The following is a 16,688-nucleotide window of genomic DNA, read 5'->3' as shown; positions in this document are numbered from 1 at the left end:
CTGACTCGCTGAGATCTGCCATGTCCCAAGCCGCTTTCTACCCCGTCGGAACCCCTGGCCAGCCGTGGGGAGCGGCGGAACGGGAGGCGTGGCGTGGCCGCCAGCAGCGCCTGCGTCGCTACGACGAGGAGGTGCTGCCGCGCATCGAGGCACTGGCTTCGCGCTTCGACAAGGTGGCCTATGGCCAGCTCGACTACGCCGGCGAGACCTACACCCTGTTCGCCCTGCGCAGCCGCGACTGGAACCCGGCGCTGCCGGCCGCGCTGGTCACCGGTGGCGTGCACGGCTACGAGACCAGCGGCGTGATGGGCGCGCTGGAGTTTCTCGAAAAGCACGCCGCCGATTACGCCGGCAAGGCCAACCTGCTGGTGGCACCGTGCGTGAATCCGTGGGGCTTCGAGCGCATCAATCGCTGGAACTTCGATGCGATCGACCCGAACCGCAACTTCCGCGCCGATGGCCCGGCCCGCGAGTCGACCGCGCTGATCGAACTGATCGCACCGATCAAGGGCCAGTTCGTGCTGCACATCGACCTGCACGAAACCACCGACAGCGACGAGAGCGAGTTCCGCCCGGCGCTGGCCGCGCGTGATGGCAAGCCGTTCGAGCCGGGCCTGATTCCGGATGGTTTCTACCTGGTGGACGACAGTGAGGCCCCGCAGGCGGCCTTCCAGCAGGCGGTGATCGCCGCAGTGGAAAAGGTTACTCACATCGCGCCGGCCGACGACAAGGGCGAGATCATCGGTTCGCCGGTGGTGGCCCATGGCGTGATCGAGTACCCGCTGGTGAAGCTGGGCCTGTGCGCCGGCATTACCGGGGCGAAGTACACCACCACCACCGAGGTCTACCCGGACAGCCCGCGGGCGACCCCGCAGCAGTGCAACGACGCACAGGTGGCGGCGGTGTGCTCGGCGCTGGATTACGCGCTCGCCCATCGCTGATCGGTTCGGTAGTGCCGGCCGCTGGCCGGCAGCCACGGGACAATGAGATTGCCGGCCAGCGGCCGGCACTACCTCAGCCCAGCGCGTCGGCCCACCAGAGTGCGGCTGGGCCTGGCGGCGTGTCGCGGCGCCACAGCAGGTCGCTGTGGATGCGCCGTGGCCAGCCGGGCAGTACCAGTTCCACCAGCCGCCCGCGGTCGTAGCGCTGTACCAGTGCGCGCGGTAGTTCGGCCCAGCCGAGGCCGTCCTCGGCCATTTCCATCACCATCAGGTAATCGGTGGCGGTCCAGGCCAGGCCAGTGACCACGCGGGATTGATCGACTTCCGCGCTCAGGCGCACCTGTCTATGCCGCGCCAGCTGTGCGGCGGCGCGACGGCCAGCGCTGGCCAGCGGATGCTCGCGCGCCACATACACCGACAGCTCGCTGTGGTGCGCCAGCGGACGTGCCACCAGTCCGTCCGGATAGTGCTCCTGCCGTGGCAGCAGACCCAGCGCGGCGCGTCCGTTGCTCACCAGTTCCAGCACGTCCTCGCCCTCGGCATCCAGCCATTCCAGCTCGATCTCCGGGAACGCCTCGGCGAAGCGTTGCAGCACCCGTTGTTCCGGGTCCAGTTGGTAGACGTCGGAGAATGCCACGGTCAAGCGCGGCTCGACCGGCGCGGCCAGGCGTACGCTCAACTGCTGCAGGCGGGCATCGGCAGCCAGGATCTCCTGCGCGTGGCCAAGTACCTGTCGCCCGGCCTCGGTCAGCTGCGGGTAGCGCCCGCTGCGATCGAACAGACTCACGCCCAGGTCGGTTTCCAGGTGGGCAATGGCGGTACTGACTGTCGACTGGGTCTTGCGCAGGCGTCGCGCCGCAGCCGAGAACGAGCCCAGCGCCGCGGCTTCCACGAAGGCCTGCAGGGATTCAGGGGAGTAGGGCACTGATCCATCGCTCCTGTCGATGGAATCCATTTTGATACCACCGTAAAAGGCGATGATACTGGCTTCCGTCGCCCCCGTCTGCGGGGCGTTCCGGACCCTCCACGCTCGGCGTGGATCCATTGATGAGGCGGCGTGGTCCCCGCGCTGCAAGGAGCTTCACATGTCCCGTACTGTTCCCGCCCGTGGCGCGCTGGTCGCCTGGGCCTGCCTGACCGTGGCGATCGTCGCCGAAGTGGTCGGCACCTCGTTCATGGCCCATGCCGCCCGCGATGGTGGCTGGACCGGTTACCTGATCATGGCCGGCGCGCTGGCGCTGTCCTACTTCTTCCTGGCGCAGTCGGTGCGCCGCATCGCCGTGGGCGTGGCCTATGCGGTATGGGAAGGCCTCGGCCTGACCCTGCTCACTGTGGTCGGCCTCACCGTCTTCGGCGAGAGCCTGTCGCTGCAGCAGCTGGCTGGCCTGGTGCTGGCAGTGGTCGGCATCGTCTGCGTCACCCTTGGGGAGGCGCACTGATGAATACCTTGGCGTTGTTTTTCGTGATCTGTTCGGCCCTGATCGACGTCGCCGCCAACATGATGGTGGCCAAGTCGGAAGGCTTCCGCCGCTGGCGCTGGGGCGTAGCTGCGATTGTCATGGTCTGGATCGCCTTTGCCCTGCTGGGCCAGGCCGTGCGTTACATGGATCTGGCCACCGCCTATGCGATGTGGGGTGCGATCGGCGTGATCGGTACCGCCACCTGCGGCCGCCTGTTGTTCGGCAACCGCCTGCGCCCGATCGGTTGGGTCGGCATCGGTCTGGTTACTGTTGCAGTGCTGCTGCTGAGTACTGCGAAGTGATGCATCGTTGCGCCAACCAAGGTTGGCGCCTACCAGAACCACGGTTGGCATCTACCAGGGTGTGAGCCGCCGCAGGCAAGCGCCCCGGGGAGGATATCTCCGGGGCGTTGCTGTTTCTGAAGCACTCAGAAGCGTGCGGTGAAGTTCAGCCGCGTGGTGCGCCCCGGGCCCGGCATCAGGCTCATCGCCAGCGTGTCCATGTAGTAGGTGTTGCGCAGGTTGCTGACCACCAGCTCCACTTCGCTGCGCGGCGTGAACTGCCAGCGTGCGTAGAAGTCATAGATCGCGGTCGGCAGGTAGATGTTCTGCAGGCCGGTCGAGCCGGTGGTGTTCCAGGGCTTGTCCAGTTCGTGGGTGGGGCCGCTGTTGTAGGTGCGGCGGATGCCGGTATCCAGTCGCTTGTCGAACAGGCGGAAGCCCAGCGTGCTGTGGATCGAGTACTTCGGCGGGTTCTGTGCGTTGACGAACGAGGTGCCGAAGCCGCCGTCCACGCAGTCCGGGGTAGTGTCCAGTTTGCTCCACTTCGCATACGGGTCTTCGCGCAGGCGCTTGGCGGTGGCCGCATCGCAGGTGCGCGCGCGCTGGTAGTAGCTGGCCGACAGGTCCAGGTAGGCGATGCCGGCGTCATAACCGGATTGCAGCTCATAGCCGGACACGGTGTAATTGTCGACGTTGTCGACGTAGAACGCCCAGTTGCTGGAATCGAAGCGACGGGTGATCGCGTTGTCGATATCGTTCTTGAACCAGGCGACCTTGAACGCCAGGCGATCACCGTCACGCCAAAGGTCCTGCTTGAGCAGGCTGAAGCCGATGTCCCACGAGCGGTTCTTCTCCGGCTTGAGGTCGGCCACCGGTGCCGAGGTGCTGTTGCCCAGCGTCGACTCGAACAGGCTGGGCATCTTCCAGCCCTGCGCGTACTTCACGTAGAAGAACATGTCCTCGTCGAAGTTGAAGCGTGCTTCGGCATAGGGCGCGAAGCCGTGGCCGGAGCGCCGGATCGCCGGCTTGTAGCCCCAGGCAGTGGGAATCTGCTTGGTATAGAAGCCGTTGGCGCCGCGCGGATCGGGAATGAAACCGTCGAAATCGTAGGCCTGGCCCAGCGTGCTGTCGCCATAGGGCGTAGCGCGCAGCGAGTCATAGGTGTAATTGCCCTGGGCATCCGGGTACCACTCCTTGTACCAGCCGGGCAGCAGCTGGCCGCCCTTGCTCAGGCGCGCGAAGGTGTAGCGCAGGTCGCGCGATTCACTGACGAAGGCCACGCGGTTGCGATCGCGGGTGCGGTAGTCGGTGAAGCGGCCGCCCGCGGTCAGCGACAGCCAGTCCCACGGCTGCCACTGCAGTGATGCCACCACGCTGGCTTCGCGGCGCGTGCCCGAGCGCAGGTAGCGGTTGTTGTTGAAATCCACCGGCAGCACCGGTGAGTTGGGTGCAGTGTCCTCGTGCTGGAAGGACGCGCCATAGCGCAGCGTCCAGTCGCCTAGATCATTGCTGAAGCGCGTGGTGTTGCTGCTGTCCACGCCCCAGCGCTGGGTCTTCACGTCCGACTGCAGTCCCGGGCCGTAGGTTTCGCCCAGCGTGTCCGGCATCTGGTCGTTGGGCACGTCCTTGAACAGCGGCGTGTTGGCGATGTTGCTGTTGAACATGCGGCTGGTGGCGGTGGTGAACCACAGCGTGCTGCTCAGGTCCAGCCACGGATGTGCCTCGGGCCGGTAGCGGTGGCGCAGCGAGGTGGCGTTGACCCGCATTTTTCCCGGCTCGAACTGGAACATGGTGTTGGCCTTGTCCACGTAGGTCACCCATTCGTTGGACTCGCCCACGCGTCCGATCGCCGACGGCATGATCTCGCCGAAGCTGGAGTTGAAGTAGCGATGGCTCAGCTCCAGGCGTTGGTCCGGACTGGGCGTCCAGGTGAATTTAAGCAGTGCGGATTCGTTGTCGGTATGCGTGTTGAGCACTTCATCGCCCGGATGGAAGAGCTTGGACACCGCCTGGCTGGACATGCCGGTACCGCCGCTGGACAGGTGCTGGTTGTCGTAGCGATGCGCGCCGTTGCTGCCGGCGAAGAAGTTGCCCTGGCGGCGCCGCGCGTAGGCCGCGACCAGCTGCCAGTCTTCGCCGCGCTGGGCGAAGGCCACGCTGCCATTCCAGTCGCGCGGGTCGCGCAGGCTGTTGCGGTTGTCTCTGCCGCGCGCGATCTGCTTGAAGGTGCGGGTGCGGTCGATGCTGTTGTCGGCCACGCCGCCGCGCATGCGCAGGCCCCAGGTCTGGCCATCATCGAGGATGTCATCGACGTTCAACGTTTCCATGTAGACCACGCCGCCGATCGCGCTGGCGGCGTTGGCGGCCAGGCTCGGTCCCTTTTCAATGCTGACCGCACTGATCAGATCGGGATCGAGATAGCTGCGCTGCTGCACGCCGGCATAGCCGCGGTACACGTCGATGGCCTGCTGGCCGCCGTCGATGATCACCGGCACCCGGTTCTGGCCCTGCAGGCCGCGGATGTTGACGTCCAGCGCACCGCCGTTGCGAACGTCAGCGGTGTGCACGCCCACCGCACCGGCCAGCACGTCGCCGATCGACTGGCCGCGGAAGCGTTCCAGTTGCTGATGGTCCAGGTGCACGCGCGAGCCGCTGTCACGGTAGACCGCATCGGCATCGGCGAGGCCCCACGGTGAAGCGCCTTCGCCGGCCTGGCCAGCCACGCGCAGGGTGCCGATCTGGCGTACCCCGGCTTCAGCGGTGGGTGCCGCCTGCAGCACCACACCGCTGGCATCACGCTGGAAGGCCAGGCCGGTGCCGGCCAGCAGCTGCGCCAATGCTGCGTCAGTACCGAGCGTGGCCTGCACGCCGCTGCTGTGGCGGCCGCGGGTCAGGCGCGCATCGGCAGCGATCGACAGGCCCGACTGCTGGCCGAACGCGGTCAGGGCCTGGTCGAGCGGGCCGGGCGCAATCTGCCAGCGGACCGCAGCGGCGGTCTCCTGTGCATGGGCCGAGGCAGGCAGCAGGCAGGGGGTCGCCAGGGCCATGCACAAGGCGATGGCCAGGGGGCGAGGGGAGGGGCAGGACAGTTTCATGGGGGCGGCAACATCCGCAATGGGTTCCCTTGTAGGGCCCGGTGAGCGCGCAGAAAGGGAACCGCGATTTCAAAGCGAACGCACGACGGTCCACCACGGCCAGCGCTGCTCGACACGGATCGGCAGGGCGCGGGCCAGCAGATGCAGCGCCTGGGTGCTGTCCAGGCGTGGCAGTACTGCCGTGACCTTCAATGCGGCGAGCGCCGGATCACAACCCAGATAGCCCTGATGGTGGCGGGCCAGCTCATCGATGACGCGGATCAAAGGCGTGTCCTGTACCTGCAGGCGTCCGTCCTGCCAGTCACCGCGCAGAGGATCGGCAGCGACCGTTGTGAGCCCGCCCATCGGGCCGATCCGCACCGCGTCTCCCGCAGCCACATCCAGCGCCGCACCGAACATCGGCAGGCAGCGCACCGCGCCCTCGAATACATCCAACCGGCTGTCCTGCGCCTCGCGACCGACCGCGCAGCGGGTACCCATTGGCTGCAGGCGTGCGCCCGGTACATGCACGGTCAGGGGCAGGCCGGTGAATGCAGGATGGTGGCCGGTCTGCAGCAGCAGCTCGCCACGCAGCAGATGCAGGCCGCGGCGGCCGCTGCCGATGTCGATGGTGATTTCGCTGTCGGCGTTGAGCCACAACTGGCTGCCGTCGATCAGCGTCCACTGCCCGGTATGCCCGGCAGCGGTGCGCTGTGTCTGCAGGCCGCGTTGTTCGCGCAACCCGTGCAGGCCGAGCAGGGAGACCGCACCGATGCTAAGGGCGCCACCGAGGCTGCGAAGCGCGCGACGGCGGCGACGTCCGGCAGCATCGAGTGCCGTGGCAGCAGCCGGTGCCGACAGTGGAGCAAAGGACTGCCAGACCGACTCGACCCGACGCCACGCATCGGCGTGGCCGGCATCAGCCTGCAGCCATGCGCGCCAGCGGTACTGCTCGTCATCGGTCCAGCCCTGCTCGCGCAGCGCGAACCACTCTGCCGCCTGCTCCAGTGCCGGGTTGGCCAGCGCGGTGCTCATGCTGTCGCGTCGCCGGACAGGCGCAGGCAATGCAGCATCGCCTGCGCCATGTATTTCTTGACCATGCGCTCGGATACGCCCAGTTGTTGGCCGATCTCCGCATAGCCCAGACCGCACAGTCGTGCCAGCAGGAACGCACGGCGTGGCCGCTCGGCCAGGCCGGCCAGCATGTCGGCGATGGCGTGCAGCAGCTGCAACGCCTGCGTGCGCTCCTCTGCGGATGGATGCACCGGCTCCGGCTGCGCGGCCAAGGCCGTCAGGTAGGCGCGCTCCAGATCCGCGCGCTGCCAGTGATTGACCAGCAGCGCGTGCGCGATGGTGCTGAGATAGGCACGCGGCAGGCGCAGTTCGGACGGATCGACACGACGGCTGAGCAGGCGCACGAAGGTGTCCTGGGTCAGGTCGGCGGCGCAGTCGGCGTTGTGGGTGCGGCGGCGCAGCCAGCCCAGCAGCCAGCCATGGTGTTCGCGGTAGAACCCCGCCAGCGCGGTGCTGGAGGCGGCGGGCACGGCCATCGGCATCGATCATTAATGAGAATGATTCCCATTATAGGATGATCGAGCGGTGTACGACAAACCCTGCGCACGTGGCAGCAGGCCGGAGGCGTGCATTTGCGATGCCCGCCGGGCTCGCCGACACTGCGGTCTTTCCACAAGGAGTGCCCGCATGTTCAGCCACATCACCGTTGGAACCAACGACATGGACGTCGCGCATCGCTTCTACGATGCCCTGTTCACCGCATTGGGCGCCCGTCCCGGTGTCTTCGATGAGAAGGGGCGCCTGGTGTATTTCAAGGACGGCCGCATGTTCATCGTCACCGCACCCATCGACGGTCAGCCCGCATGCCATGCCAACGGCGGCACGATTGGTTTCACCCTCGACAGCGCCGATGCCGTGCGTGGCTGGCAGGACGCCGGTGTCGCCCACGGTGGCACCGCCATCGAAGACCCGGCCGGCATCCGCACCATGGCCGGGCGCCAGCTGTTCCTGGCCTACCTGCGCGACCCGGATGGCAACAAGCTGTGCGCGGTGCATGTGATGTCGTGATTGGACAGTACGCGCGTGGCCGCGTTGCACGCGGTCCGCGCGCGGCTGCGCTCGCAGGCACGCTTCGGCGCGCGCGTGATAGCACGGAATGGTGGGCCGGGCCTGTGACCGCAGGCCGCAACTTCATGCTCTGTCCACTGCGGTTCAGCCAGAATCGGTCGGCTAACCCTTTGATCTACCGGAGAACGCCGCCCCATGGAAGTACTGGAGCCGCAACAATCCCCGGTGCGCACCCTTCGACCTGTGTTCGCCTTCGCGGCGATCGTTGTCGTGGCGTTCGCGCTGTTTGTCAGCCTGTTCCCGCTCGGTGCGGGCCGCCTTCTGGTCAAGGCGCAGGACTGGGCCGCACTCAATGTCGGCTGGTACTACCTGCTGGCGATGACCCTCTACCTGGTGTTCGTGGTCGGCGTGGCGCTGTCCAAGTACGGTGGCATCAAGCTCGGTGCCGACCATGACGAGCCGGAGTTCAGCTATCTCTCCTGGGCCGGCATGCTGTTCGCCGCCGGCATCAGCATCACCCTGTTCTTCTTCTGCGTCTCCGAACCGCTGACCCACTACCTGCAGCCGCCGCAGGGCGATCCGGCGGCCGGTGAGGCTGGTGCGCGCCAGGCCATGCAGCTGCTGTTCCTGCACTGGGGCCTGCATGGCTGGGGCGTGTTCGCGCTGGCGGCGATGGCGATGGCCTACTTCGCCTACCGCCACAACCTGCCGCTGGCGCTGCGTTCGGCGCTGTACCCGCTGATCGGCAAGCGCATCAATGGCCCGATCGGCTATACCGTGGACGCGCTGGGCATTGTCGCCACCGTGTTCGGCATCGGCGCCGACATGGGCTTCGGCGTGCTGCACCTCAACGCTGGCCTGTCGCACCTGTTCAACATCCCGCACTCCAACCTGGTGCAGATCATCCTGGTGGTCAGCATGATGGGCGCGGCGGTGGCCGTGGCCGTTTCAGGCGTGGAGAAGGGCGTGCGCTGGATGGCCAACATCAACATGCTGCTGGCGATCGCGCTGGTGCTGTTCATGCTGTGCGCCGGCCCCACCCAGTATCTGCTCAGCACGCTGATGCAGAACCTGGGCGACTACCTCGGCAGCGTGGTCGGCAAGAGTTTCGACGTGTACGCCTATGGCGGCCGACCGGAATGGCTGGGCGGCTGGACGGTGTTCTACTGGGCCTGGTGGATCGGCTGGGCGCCGTTCGTCGGCCTGTTCATCGCCCGCATCTCGCGTGGCCGCACCATCCGCGAATTCGTGTTCGGCGTGCTGCTGATCCCGCTCGGCTTCACCCTGGCGTGGCTGTCGATCTTCGGCAACAGTGCACTGGACCAGGTGCTGCACCATGGCCAGCAGCAACTGGCGCAACTGGCGGTGGATGATCCACCCACCGTGCTGTATGCCCTGCTGGATGGGTATCCGTGGAGCAAGGCGGTGATCGCGGTGACGGTGTTCGTCAGTTTCATTTTCTTCGTGACATCGGCTGACTCCGGCGCGGTGGTGCTGTCCACGTTGTCCTCGCATGGCGGGGCGCCGGAGGATGATGGTCCGCGTTGGCTGCGCGTGTTCTGGGGCACGGTGATCGCGGTGCTGACCGCCGGGTTGCTGCTGGCCGGCAGCATCGATGCGCTGAAATCGGCGGTGGTGCTGGCGTCGCTGCCGTTCTCGGCGGTGTTGTTGCTGATGATGTGGGGCCTGACCCGCGCCTTCAGTGACGAATCGCACCGCAAGCGCGCGCTGCAGTACCGTCCCTCGCCGCTGATCGGTGACGACCGCCACCACCAGGGCTGGCGCCAGCGCCTGAGCCAGGCCATGCACTTCCCGGTGCGCGACCAGGTCTACCGCTTCATGGACGACACCGTGAAGCCAGCGATGGAGGCGGTGGCCGAGCAGCTGCGCGGGCAGGGCTGGGATGTGGCCACGCGGTTCGAGGCCGGCGACATGGAGCTGACGGTGAACCACGGCGAGCAGCAGGACTTCCTGTACCGGGTGATCCTGAGTGGTTACCTGACCCCGTCGTTCGCCGCACAGCAGCTGCGCAACCAGCGCTACTACCGCGCTGAAGTGCACCTGTTCGAAGGCAGCCAGGACTACGATCTGGTGGGGTACAGCCGCAAGCAGATCATCAACGACATCATCAGCCAGTACGAACGGCACCTGCAGTTCCTGCACCTGAGCCGTTGATGCGGTGGGTGCGGACCGTTGGTCCGCACACCCCTTTGCCCCATCAGAACCGGTAGCGCGCCCCCAGCGAGACGAACTGCCCGCGCAGGTTGTACTGGCTGATGTCGAAGCCGTTGGAGCCACCGGCCGGGTCGAACGGCGGGTCCTTGTCGGTCAGGTTCAGCACCGACAGCGACAGCGTGGTGTTGGGAATACCTTCGTAGGCGACGTAAAGATCCAGCTGGTGATACGGCTTGATGCGGTCACGCAGCCCCGGGTTGCTGGTGACCGTCGCCACACGCTGGTCGTAGCCACTCACGTACTGCAGGCTCAGCGTGCTGCTCCAGTCGCCCACCGCCCAGTTCAACGACGTGGTGCCGCGGGTGCGCGGCAGTGCGCCGTGGCGGTTGTTGCCGGCCCCGTCATAGGGCGCCTGGCCGGCCACCAGCGGCTGCTTGAAGCTGAGCAGGTGGGTCCAGCTGCCGGCGACGGTGAAGTTGCCCCAACCGTCGGTGCGGAAGGTACGGCTGGCGTCCAGGTCCAGCCCCGAGGTGGTCAGTTCGCCCTGGTTGGCGTACTGGTTGGTGATGAATTGGATGCGTCCGTTCTCGCGTTGTACGCGGCCCGGGAACAGGGTCGGGTTGTCGACGATGAACTGCGCACTGTCAGGCTTGACCAGGTTGTCCTGTTCGATGCGGTACCAGTCCAGGCCGATGCTGGTATCGCCATCCGGCGACCACACCGCACCCACGTTGAAGTTACGCGAGCGCTCGGCCTTCAGGTCCGGGTTGCCGGTGCGGATGTTGGTCACGCCGCGGCTGCCACCCGGTTGCAGTGGGTCGAACGGATCGATCACCGAGCCGTAGCTGACGGTCTGGCCCGGAGCAATCTCCGGCAGCGACGGCGCACGGAAGCCACGCGAGAACGAGCCGCGCAGCAGCAGGCTGTCCAGCGGCTGCCAGCGCAATGCCACCTTCGGCGAGAACGCCTTGCCGAAGTCGTCGTAGCGGTCGCCGCGACCGGCCAGCTGCAGTTCCAGCGTGCGGTGCAGCGGCACGCTCAGTTCGGCGTAGGCGGCACTGACCTGGCGCTCGCCGTTGACCACATTGATGGCCGGGCGCAGCTCGGTGCCCGACAGCACCTGCGCGCTGGTGCGCGCGTCCAGTGATTCCTTGCGGAACTCGGCGCCCCAGGCGAAGCCGACCGCACCGGCCGGCAGCTCCCACAGCGGGGTCGACGCCTTTACGTTCAACGAGTGCAGCTTGTACCAGCCGGGGCGTTTGGTCTGCAGGCGCAGTGCATCCAGCGCCCCCGGCGTGCTGGACGGGTTGAGGAAGTCGTAGCTGCCATCGCGCAGGATCTGCTCGAATGCGTAGCGGTTGACGAAGTTGTCGACGTACTCGCGCTGTGCACTCTGCGAGGTCAGCGCTGCCACTTCCCAGTCCCAGCGCTCGCCACTGCCACGCACGCCGGCCAGGGCACGGTAGAACACCTGGGTGTTGTCCTTCAGGCGCGGGCCGAGATCGAAGAAGGTGTACTCGAACGGCAGCGGCGTGCTGCCCGGGTTGTTCGGGTGGCCGACCGGCAGCACCGCCGGCACATCGATCAGGGTGCCGGTGGCCGGGTTGTAGGCACGCAGGCCCGGCCCGACGGTCAGTGGCGCGCTGAAGATCTGGTCGGCCTTGTTGTGGCTGTACAGCACATCGGCGAAGGCCTCGACGCTGTCATTGAAGCGGTAGGTCGCACTCAGCGACGCCTGCAGGCGCTCGGCGCCGGGCTGCAGGGTCTTGAACGGCTGCGCATTGAAGGCGCAGGCCTGGCCGGGCAGGGTGCTGCCGAAGTCGCTGTACGGGCGCAGCTGGCTGCCGTCGGGGCAGTTGGCGAACGGTTGCGGCGCACGCGGGTTGCTCAGCCAGTTGCCACCGGCAGTGGACCAGCCGGCAAGGCGACCACCGGGCTTGTCGCGGAAATCGCCGCTGCGGGTATAGGCACGGTCATCGCCATCAAGGCGGTCGCGCTTGAGCAGGTCCAGCCCGAACAGCACGTTCCAGCCCTGCTGTTCCAGATCACCGAAGCCGGCCAGCAGGTTGGCCTTGCGTTCGTTCAGGCCGCCCTGGGTGGCGGTACCGAAGCCGCCGCCGACTTCCACGCCCTGGAAGTTCTTGCGCAGGATGATGTTGATGACGCCAGCGATGGCGTCGGAGCCGTACACCGCCGAGGCGCCATCCTTCAGCACTTCGATGCGCTCGACCGCACTGATCGGCAGTGCGTTGAGGTCGACGAAGGTGTCCTGGGTATTGAGTGCGAAGCCGAAGTTGGACACCCGATAGCCGTTGACCAGCAACAGCGTGTTCTTCGGCGACAGGCCGCGCAGGCCGATCGAGGCCGAGCCGGCGGCGAAGCTGCCGGTATACTGTTCGTCGAAACTGTTGCCGGCATTGGCCGACAGGTTGCGCAGCACGTCGGTGAGGGTGGAGCGGCCGGTCTGCTCGATCTGTTCGCGGCTGACGATCTGCACCGGGTTGGGCCCGGCGGTATCGCTGCGTTTGATGTTGGAGCCGGTCACCAGCACAGTGCCGAGGGTGGTGCTGTCCTTGCCGGAATCGGCGGTTTCAGCGGCGCCGGCAGCGCCGGCGGTGAGGCCCAGCGCGATCGCGCCGGCAAGCAGGTTCAGGGTGGTGCGGTACATGGAAGCGACAACGCCGAACTGGGGAGGAGCCGTCAGTACCGCACGCAGGTACATGCGCCTTCCAATGACGAAAGCGCATTCAGTTATACATCACAGGTTCTTAACGAAAGTCTGTGGCCTCGGTGGGGCGGTCTGTGCTTCGGTGGGTGCGGACCGTTGGTCCGCACTCCTCCTGCGGGTCGGATCCCTTTCCAACGGAAAAGGATCCGACCCCGGTTGTCCGGCCATCACGGCCGCAGCAGCACCTTGCCGTTGCGGCCCGAACCCGCACCGGCCTTTGCCGCCTGGGCGATGTCGTCCAGTGCGAAGATCTGCTCCACCGGCAGGGTCAGTTCGCCGCTCGCCGCGCGCTTCAGCAGTTCGCCAACCAGCCGGCGCTTGTCCTCCACCGCCATCGCCTGGCTGACCTTGCTGCCCCAGAAGCCCTTCACCGTGGCTTCCTTGTAGATCAGGCCGCCGGCGGGAATGCGCATGGGTTCGCCGCTCATCACACCGAACGACACCAGCGTGCCGTGGTGGCCAAGCAGGTCGACCAGATCACCGCTGGCATCACCGCCGATGGAATCCACTGCGGCCGCCGCCTGCGCTTCGCCGGTCGCTGCGCGCACGCGATCCTTCCAGCCGTCCACTGAGGTGTCGAACACATGATCGATGCCCAGCGCTTTCAATTGTGCGACCGCATCGGCATTGCGCACCAGGTTGGCCACATGCACGCCACGCGCCCGCGCCAGCATCGCCAGCGATTTGCCCACCGCGCCGTTGGCAGTGTTCTGCACCACCCACTGGCCCGCCTCGACGTGCAGGAACTCCAGCAGCATCAGCGCGCTCAGCGGCATCGCGATCAGCTGCGCGGCCATTTCGTCCGGGATCGCCTCCGGCATCGGAATCACCATGCGTGCAGGTGCGATGAAGGCCTCGGCCCAGGTGCCGTGCACCGAGGCGGCGGCAACCCGCTGGCCGACCTGCAGGCCGTCGACGCCATCGCCGAGTGCATCGACCACGCCCAGTGCTTCACTACCACCGATCGCCGGCAGCGTCGGCTTGTAGCCGTAGAGGCCACGCACGGTCAGCAGGTCGTGGTTGTGGATCGAGGCCAGCACGGTGCGGATGCGCACTTCGCCGGGGCCGGGCTCGGGCAGGGCGGCATCGGCAGTGACAAGGACGTCGGCCGGGTCGCCGAAGGAGGGGTACTGGGCAGCGCGCATGGGCGGTGTTCCGGGGAAAGTTGATGTTGTACCGAACTGGGGACGCAGGCGTTGTCGACAAGGCGCCGCAGGTGCAACACGGCATCCTGCGACTGATCGTCGCGACATGTTCTGATTACCGCATCTTGTGTTGACGGACTGGAATATCCCCACTATGTTGTGTCCGTCACTCCCGGTCAGCCGCCGCCGCCGGACATGCAGCAAACGTCCCGCGGCCCGCCCCTGAAGGCTTGCCGTGTCGACGCGGCCGCCATCGTGCGGACCCAGATCGCCCCCACGGCCCGGATACCGGCCGCAGGCGCAGGCTGTTGCCGACGATCTGGTGTTCCCGCGCTTTGGCATCCCACCCCGACCGCCCCGTGCGCCGGTATCGCGTGCAGGGCCGCCATGGCATCGACCGCCAACGCGCGTGCGAGCCTGGAGTTTCACCACCATGACCGACAGTACCTTCCGCGTGGCCGATCTGGCCGGCGCTGGCGACGCCTTGCGCGCCGGTGGCGAGCGCGTGCCGACCTGGATCACCAAGGAGGCCGGCAACCGTCGCCTGCCGTTCGAGGCCGAGCGCCTGCAGCGCAGCATCGACGCCGTGCATGCCGAGTTCCCGCAGCTGGATGTGAGCGACTACCGCCGCGTGGTGCAGGCGATGGTCGAGCGCAAACCGAGCATCAGCGCCGATGATCTGGTCGATCTGCTGATCCGCGAGGCCGAATCGCGCGTGGACCTGGTCGCGCCGGAGTGGGAACAGTTTGCAGCGCGCATCTACCTGCGCCGCCTGTACAAGCGCGCCAGCCGCAACCGCTTCTACGACGTCGGCCTGAAGTACGGCTCCTACGTGGGCCTGCAGGAAAGCCTGGCCGATCGCGGCATCTACAGCAACGACATCCTGCGCTGCTACTCGAAGGAAGAATTGCAGCAGGCCGGCGAGATGATCGACCCGGAACGCGATCGCCTGTTCGCGTACAACGGCCTGTACCTGCTGGCCACGCGCTACCTGGCCAGCGACCGCAGCCGCGAAGTCTACGAACTGCCGCAGGAGCGCTGGCTGACCATTGCGCTGTACCTGATGCAGGAGGAAAAGCCGCGCGAGCGGCGCATGCAGCTGGTCGGAGAGGCGTACTGGGCACTGTCGAACCTGTACATGACGGTGGCCACACCGACCCTGGCCAATGCCGGCAAGGTGGGCGGGCAGTTGTCGAGCTGCTTCATCGACACGGTGGACGACAGCCTGCAGGGCATCTATGACTCCAACACCGATATCGCCCGTGTTTCGAAACACGGCGGCGGCGTTGGTGCCTATCTGGGCTATGTGCGCAGCAGCGGCGCGCCGATCCGTGGCGTGGCCAATTCCTCCGGTGGCGTGGTGCCGTGGATCAAGCAGCTCAACAACACAGCGGTGTCGGTTGATCAGCTCGGCCAGCGCAAGGGCGCGGTGGCGGTGTACCTGGACATCTGGCACCGCGATATCGAAGCCTTCATGGACCTGCGCCTCAACAACGGCGACCAGCGCCTGCGCGCGCACGATGTGTTCACCTCGGTCTGCGTGCCCGACCTGTTCATGGAAGCGGTCGAGCGTCGCGCCGACTGGTACCTGTTCGACCCGCACGAGGTGAAGCAGGCCAAGGGCTGGTACCTGCAGGACTTCTACGACGAGAAGCGTGGTTCGGGCAGCTTCCGTGACCGCTACGCCGAGCTGGTGGCCGATGAGCGCATCAGCCGCCGCACGGTGAAGGCCATCGATCTGTTCAAGCGGATCATGCTCAGCCAGCTGGAGACCGGCAACCCGTTCCTGTTCTACCGCGACGAGGTCAACCGCCGGAACCCGAACAAGCACGCGGGCATGATCTATTCCAGCAACCTGTGCACCGAGATCCTGCAGAACATGAGCCCGACGCGGATGATCCAGGAGATCGTCAGCGGCGACCAGATCGTCACCACACGCCGGGCCGGTGACTTCGTGGTCTGCAACCTGTCCTCGATCAACCTCGGACGTGCGATCAGTGCACCGGATGACCTGCTGGCCACCGACGTGCTGGAGCGCCTGATCCCGATCCAGGTGCGCATGCTCGACAACGTGATCGACCTCAACGCATTGCCGGTGCCGCAGGCCACGATCACCAATCGCAAGTACCGCGCCATCGGCCTGGGCACGTTCGGCTGGCACCACCTGCTGGCGCAGCAGGCGATCCAGTGGGAATCGCCGGATGCCGAAGCGCTGGCCGACCGCCTCTACGAGCGCATCAACTTCCTGACCATCCAGGCCAGCGCGCAGCTGGCGAAGGAAAAGGGCAGCTACCCGATGTTCGCCGGCAGCGATTGGCACAACGGACGCTACTTCAGTGACCGCGACTACAACGGCGCGGCCTGGGACAGCCTGGCCCGCGAGGTCGCCACGCACGGCCTGCGCAACGGCTGGCTGTTGGCGGTGGCGCCGAACATGAGTACGGCACAGATCGCGGGTTCCACCGCCTCCATCGACCCGATCTACAGCGCGTTCTACTACGAGGAAAAGAAGGATTTCCGGCGGCCAGTGGCCGCGCCGGGCCTGTCGCTGGAAACCTGGCCGTACTACGAGAAGGGCGCCTACAAGGTCGACCAGTTCGCCAGCGTGCGCCAGAACGCACGCCGCCAGCGCCATGTCGACCAGTCGATCAGCTTCAACCTGTACGTGCCCAGCACCATCCGCGCCAGCACGCTGCTGGAGCTGCACCTGAGCGCCTGGCGCGAAGGCCTGAAGACCACCTACTACGTGCGCTCCAACGACATCGACATCAGCGAATGCGAGTGGTGCTCCAGCTGATCAAT

Annotated in this window: 12 protein-coding genes; 6 read left to right on the top strand and 6 right to left on the bottom strand. The window is 66.5% G+C overall.

Annotation, left to right across the window (positions count from 1 at the left end):
• Window positions 1-20: 20 nt before the first annotated feature.
• On the top strand, window positions 21-941 hold the full coding sequence (locus ACZK33_RS13855) for a M14 family metallopeptidase (protein ID WP_423174909.1): 921 nt from the start codon (window positions 21-23) through the stop codon (window positions 939-941).
• 73 nt (window positions 942-1,014) lie between these two features.
• On the opposite strand, the gene ACZK33_RS13850 is transcribed toward ACZK33_RS13855, so the two are convergent.
• Window positions 1,015-1,866, bottom strand: a complete 852-nt coding sequence (locus tag ACZK33_RS13850) for a LysR family transcriptional regulator (protein ID WP_423174908.1) — start codon at window positions 1,864-1,866, stop codon at window positions 1,015-1,017.
• A 160-nt stretch (window positions 1,867-2,026) separates the two neighbouring features.
• Between ACZK33_RS13850 and ACZK33_RS13845 the strand changes: the two genes are divergently transcribed.
• Window positions 2,027-2,380 carry an SMR family transporter gene (locus ACZK33_RS13845; protein WP_010485170.1) on the top strand — a complete coding sequence of 118 codons (354 nt, stop codon included), beginning with the start codon at window positions 2,027-2,029 and terminating at the stop codon, window positions 2,378-2,380.
• Window positions 2,380-2,703, top strand: coding sequence for a DMT family transporter (locus tag ACZK33_RS13840; protein WP_014037506.1), 324 nt, complete (start codon window positions 2,380-2,382; stop codon window positions 2,701-2,703). Before ACZK33_RS13845 ends, ACZK33_RS13840 begins: the two co-directional genes overlap by 1 nt.
• A 125-nt stretch (window positions 2,704-2,828) precedes the next feature.
• Here ACZK33_RS13840 and ACZK33_RS13835 read toward each other — a convergent pair whose 3' ends face one another.
• The 3 genes from ACZK33_RS13835 to ACZK33_RS13825 all read right to left on the bottom strand — a co-directional run bounded on the left by ACZK33_RS13835 (window position 2,829) and on the right by ACZK33_RS13825 (window position 7,306).
• A complete protein-coding gene (locus tag ACZK33_RS13835; RefSeq protein ID WP_423174907.1) occupies window positions 2,829-5,777 on the bottom strand; it encodes a TonB-dependent receptor in 2,949 nt (982 codons plus the stop codon).
• Between the two features lie 69 nt (window positions 5,778-5,846).
• Complete coding sequence (locus ACZK33_RS13830) at window positions 5,847-6,791, bottom strand: FecR family protein (RefSeq protein WP_478453486.1); 945 nt, start codon at window positions 6,789-6,791, stop codon at window positions 5,847-5,849.
• Window positions 6,788-7,306 carry a sigma-70 family RNA polymerase sigma factor gene (locus ACZK33_RS13825; protein ID WP_423174905.1) on the bottom strand — a complete coding sequence of 173 codons (519 nt, stop codon included), beginning with the start codon at window positions 7,304-7,306 and terminating at the stop codon, window positions 6,788-6,790. The genes ACZK33_RS13830 and ACZK33_RS13825 overlap by 4 nt, the downstream gene beginning before the upstream one ends.
• A 151-nt stretch (window positions 7,307-7,457) precedes the next feature.
• Between ACZK33_RS13825 and ACZK33_RS13820 the strand changes: the two genes are divergently transcribed.
• Window positions 7,458-7,838, top strand: a complete 381-nt coding sequence (locus ACZK33_RS13820) for a VOC family protein (RefSeq protein ID WP_423174904.1) — start codon at window positions 7,458-7,460, stop codon at window positions 7,836-7,838.
• Window positions 7,839-8,033: 195 nt separating this feature from the next.
• Window positions 8,034-10,013: a choline BCCT transporter BetT gene (gene betT, locus ACZK33_RS13815; RefSeq protein WP_049400600.1), complete on the top strand. Its 1,980-nt coding sequence runs from the start codon at window positions 8,034-8,036 to the stop codon at window positions 10,011-10,013.
• Between the two features lie 43 nt (window positions 10,014-10,056).
• On the opposite strand, the gene ACZK33_RS13810 is transcribed toward betT, so the two are convergent.
• Both ACZK33_RS13810 and ACZK33_RS13805 read right to left on the bottom strand, forming a co-directional pair.
• The gene (locus ACZK33_RS13810) at window positions 10,057-12,735 is read right to left on the bottom strand and encodes a TonB-dependent receptor (RefSeq protein ID WP_423174903.1); all 2,679 of its coding nucleotides are present in this window, start codon (window positions 12,733-12,735) and stop codon (window positions 10,057-10,059) included.
• 173 nt (window positions 12,736-12,908) lie between these two features.
• Window positions 12,909-13,886, bottom strand: coding sequence for a zinc-binding dehydrogenase (locus tag ACZK33_RS13805; protein ID WP_423174902.1), 978 nt, complete (start codon window positions 13,884-13,886; stop codon window positions 12,909-12,911).
• 433 nt (window positions 13,887-14,319) lie between these two features.
• On the opposite strand from ACZK33_RS13805, the gene ACZK33_RS13800 reads away from it, so the two are divergent.
• Entirely contained in the window at window positions 14,320-16,683 is a 2,364-nt protein-coding gene (locus tag ACZK33_RS13800) for a ribonucleoside-diphosphate reductase subunit alpha (protein ID WP_423174901.1), read from the top strand.
• Window positions 16,684-16,688 lie beyond the last annotated feature (5 nt).

This window comes from Stenotrophomonas sp. 86156_Sma (genome assembly GCF_056481625.1).
Note: the sequence above shows the minus strand (reverse complement) of the source record. Positions and strands in the feature narration are given on the sequence as shown.

Bases quoted from the DNA above. Each gene is read 5' to 3' on its own strand.
- ACZK33_RS13830 (WP_478453486.1), bottom strand. From the start codon at position 6,791: ATGAGCACCGCGCTGGCCAACCCGGCACTGGAGCAGGCGGCAGAGTGG.
- ACZK33_RS13820 (WP_423174904.1), top strand. From the start codon at position 7,458: ATGTTCAGCCACATCACCGTTGGAACCAACGACATGGACGTCGCGCAT.
- ACZK33_RS13825 (WP_423174905.1), bottom strand. From the start codon at position 7,306: ATGGCCGTGCCCGCCGCCTCCAGCACCGCGCTGGCGGGGTTCTACCGC.
- ACZK33_RS13840 (WP_014037506.1), top strand. From the start codon at position 2,380: ATGAATACCTTGGCGTTGTTTTTCGTGATCTGTTCGGCCCTGATCGAC.
- ACZK33_RS13805 (WP_423174902.1), bottom strand. From the start codon at position 13,886: ATGCGCGCTGCCCAGTACCCCTCCTTCGGCGACCCGGCCGACGTCCTT.
- ACZK33_RS13855 (WP_423174909.1), top strand. From the start codon at position 21: ATGTCCCAAGCCGCTTTCTACCCCGTCGGAACCCCTGGCCAGCCGTGG.
- ACZK33_RS13800 (WP_423174901.1), top strand. From the start codon at position 14,320: ATGACCGACAGTACCTTCCGCGTGGCCGATCTGGCCGGCGCTGGCGAC.
- ACZK33_RS13810 (WP_423174903.1), bottom strand. From the start codon at position 12,735: ATGTACCTGCGTGCGGTACTGACGGCTCCTCCCCAGTTCGGCGTTGTC.
- ACZK33_RS13835 (WP_423174907.1), bottom strand. From the start codon at position 5,777: ATGAAACTGTCCTGCCCCTCCCCTCGCCCCCTGGCCATCGCCTTGTGC.
- betT (WP_049400600.1), top strand. From the start codon at position 8,034: ATGGAAGTACTGGAGCCGCAACAATCCCCGGTGCGCACCCTTCGACCT.
- ACZK33_RS13845 (WP_010485170.1), top strand. From the start codon at position 2,027: ATGTCCCGTACTGTTCCCGCCCGTGGCGCGCTGGTCGCCTGGGCCTGC.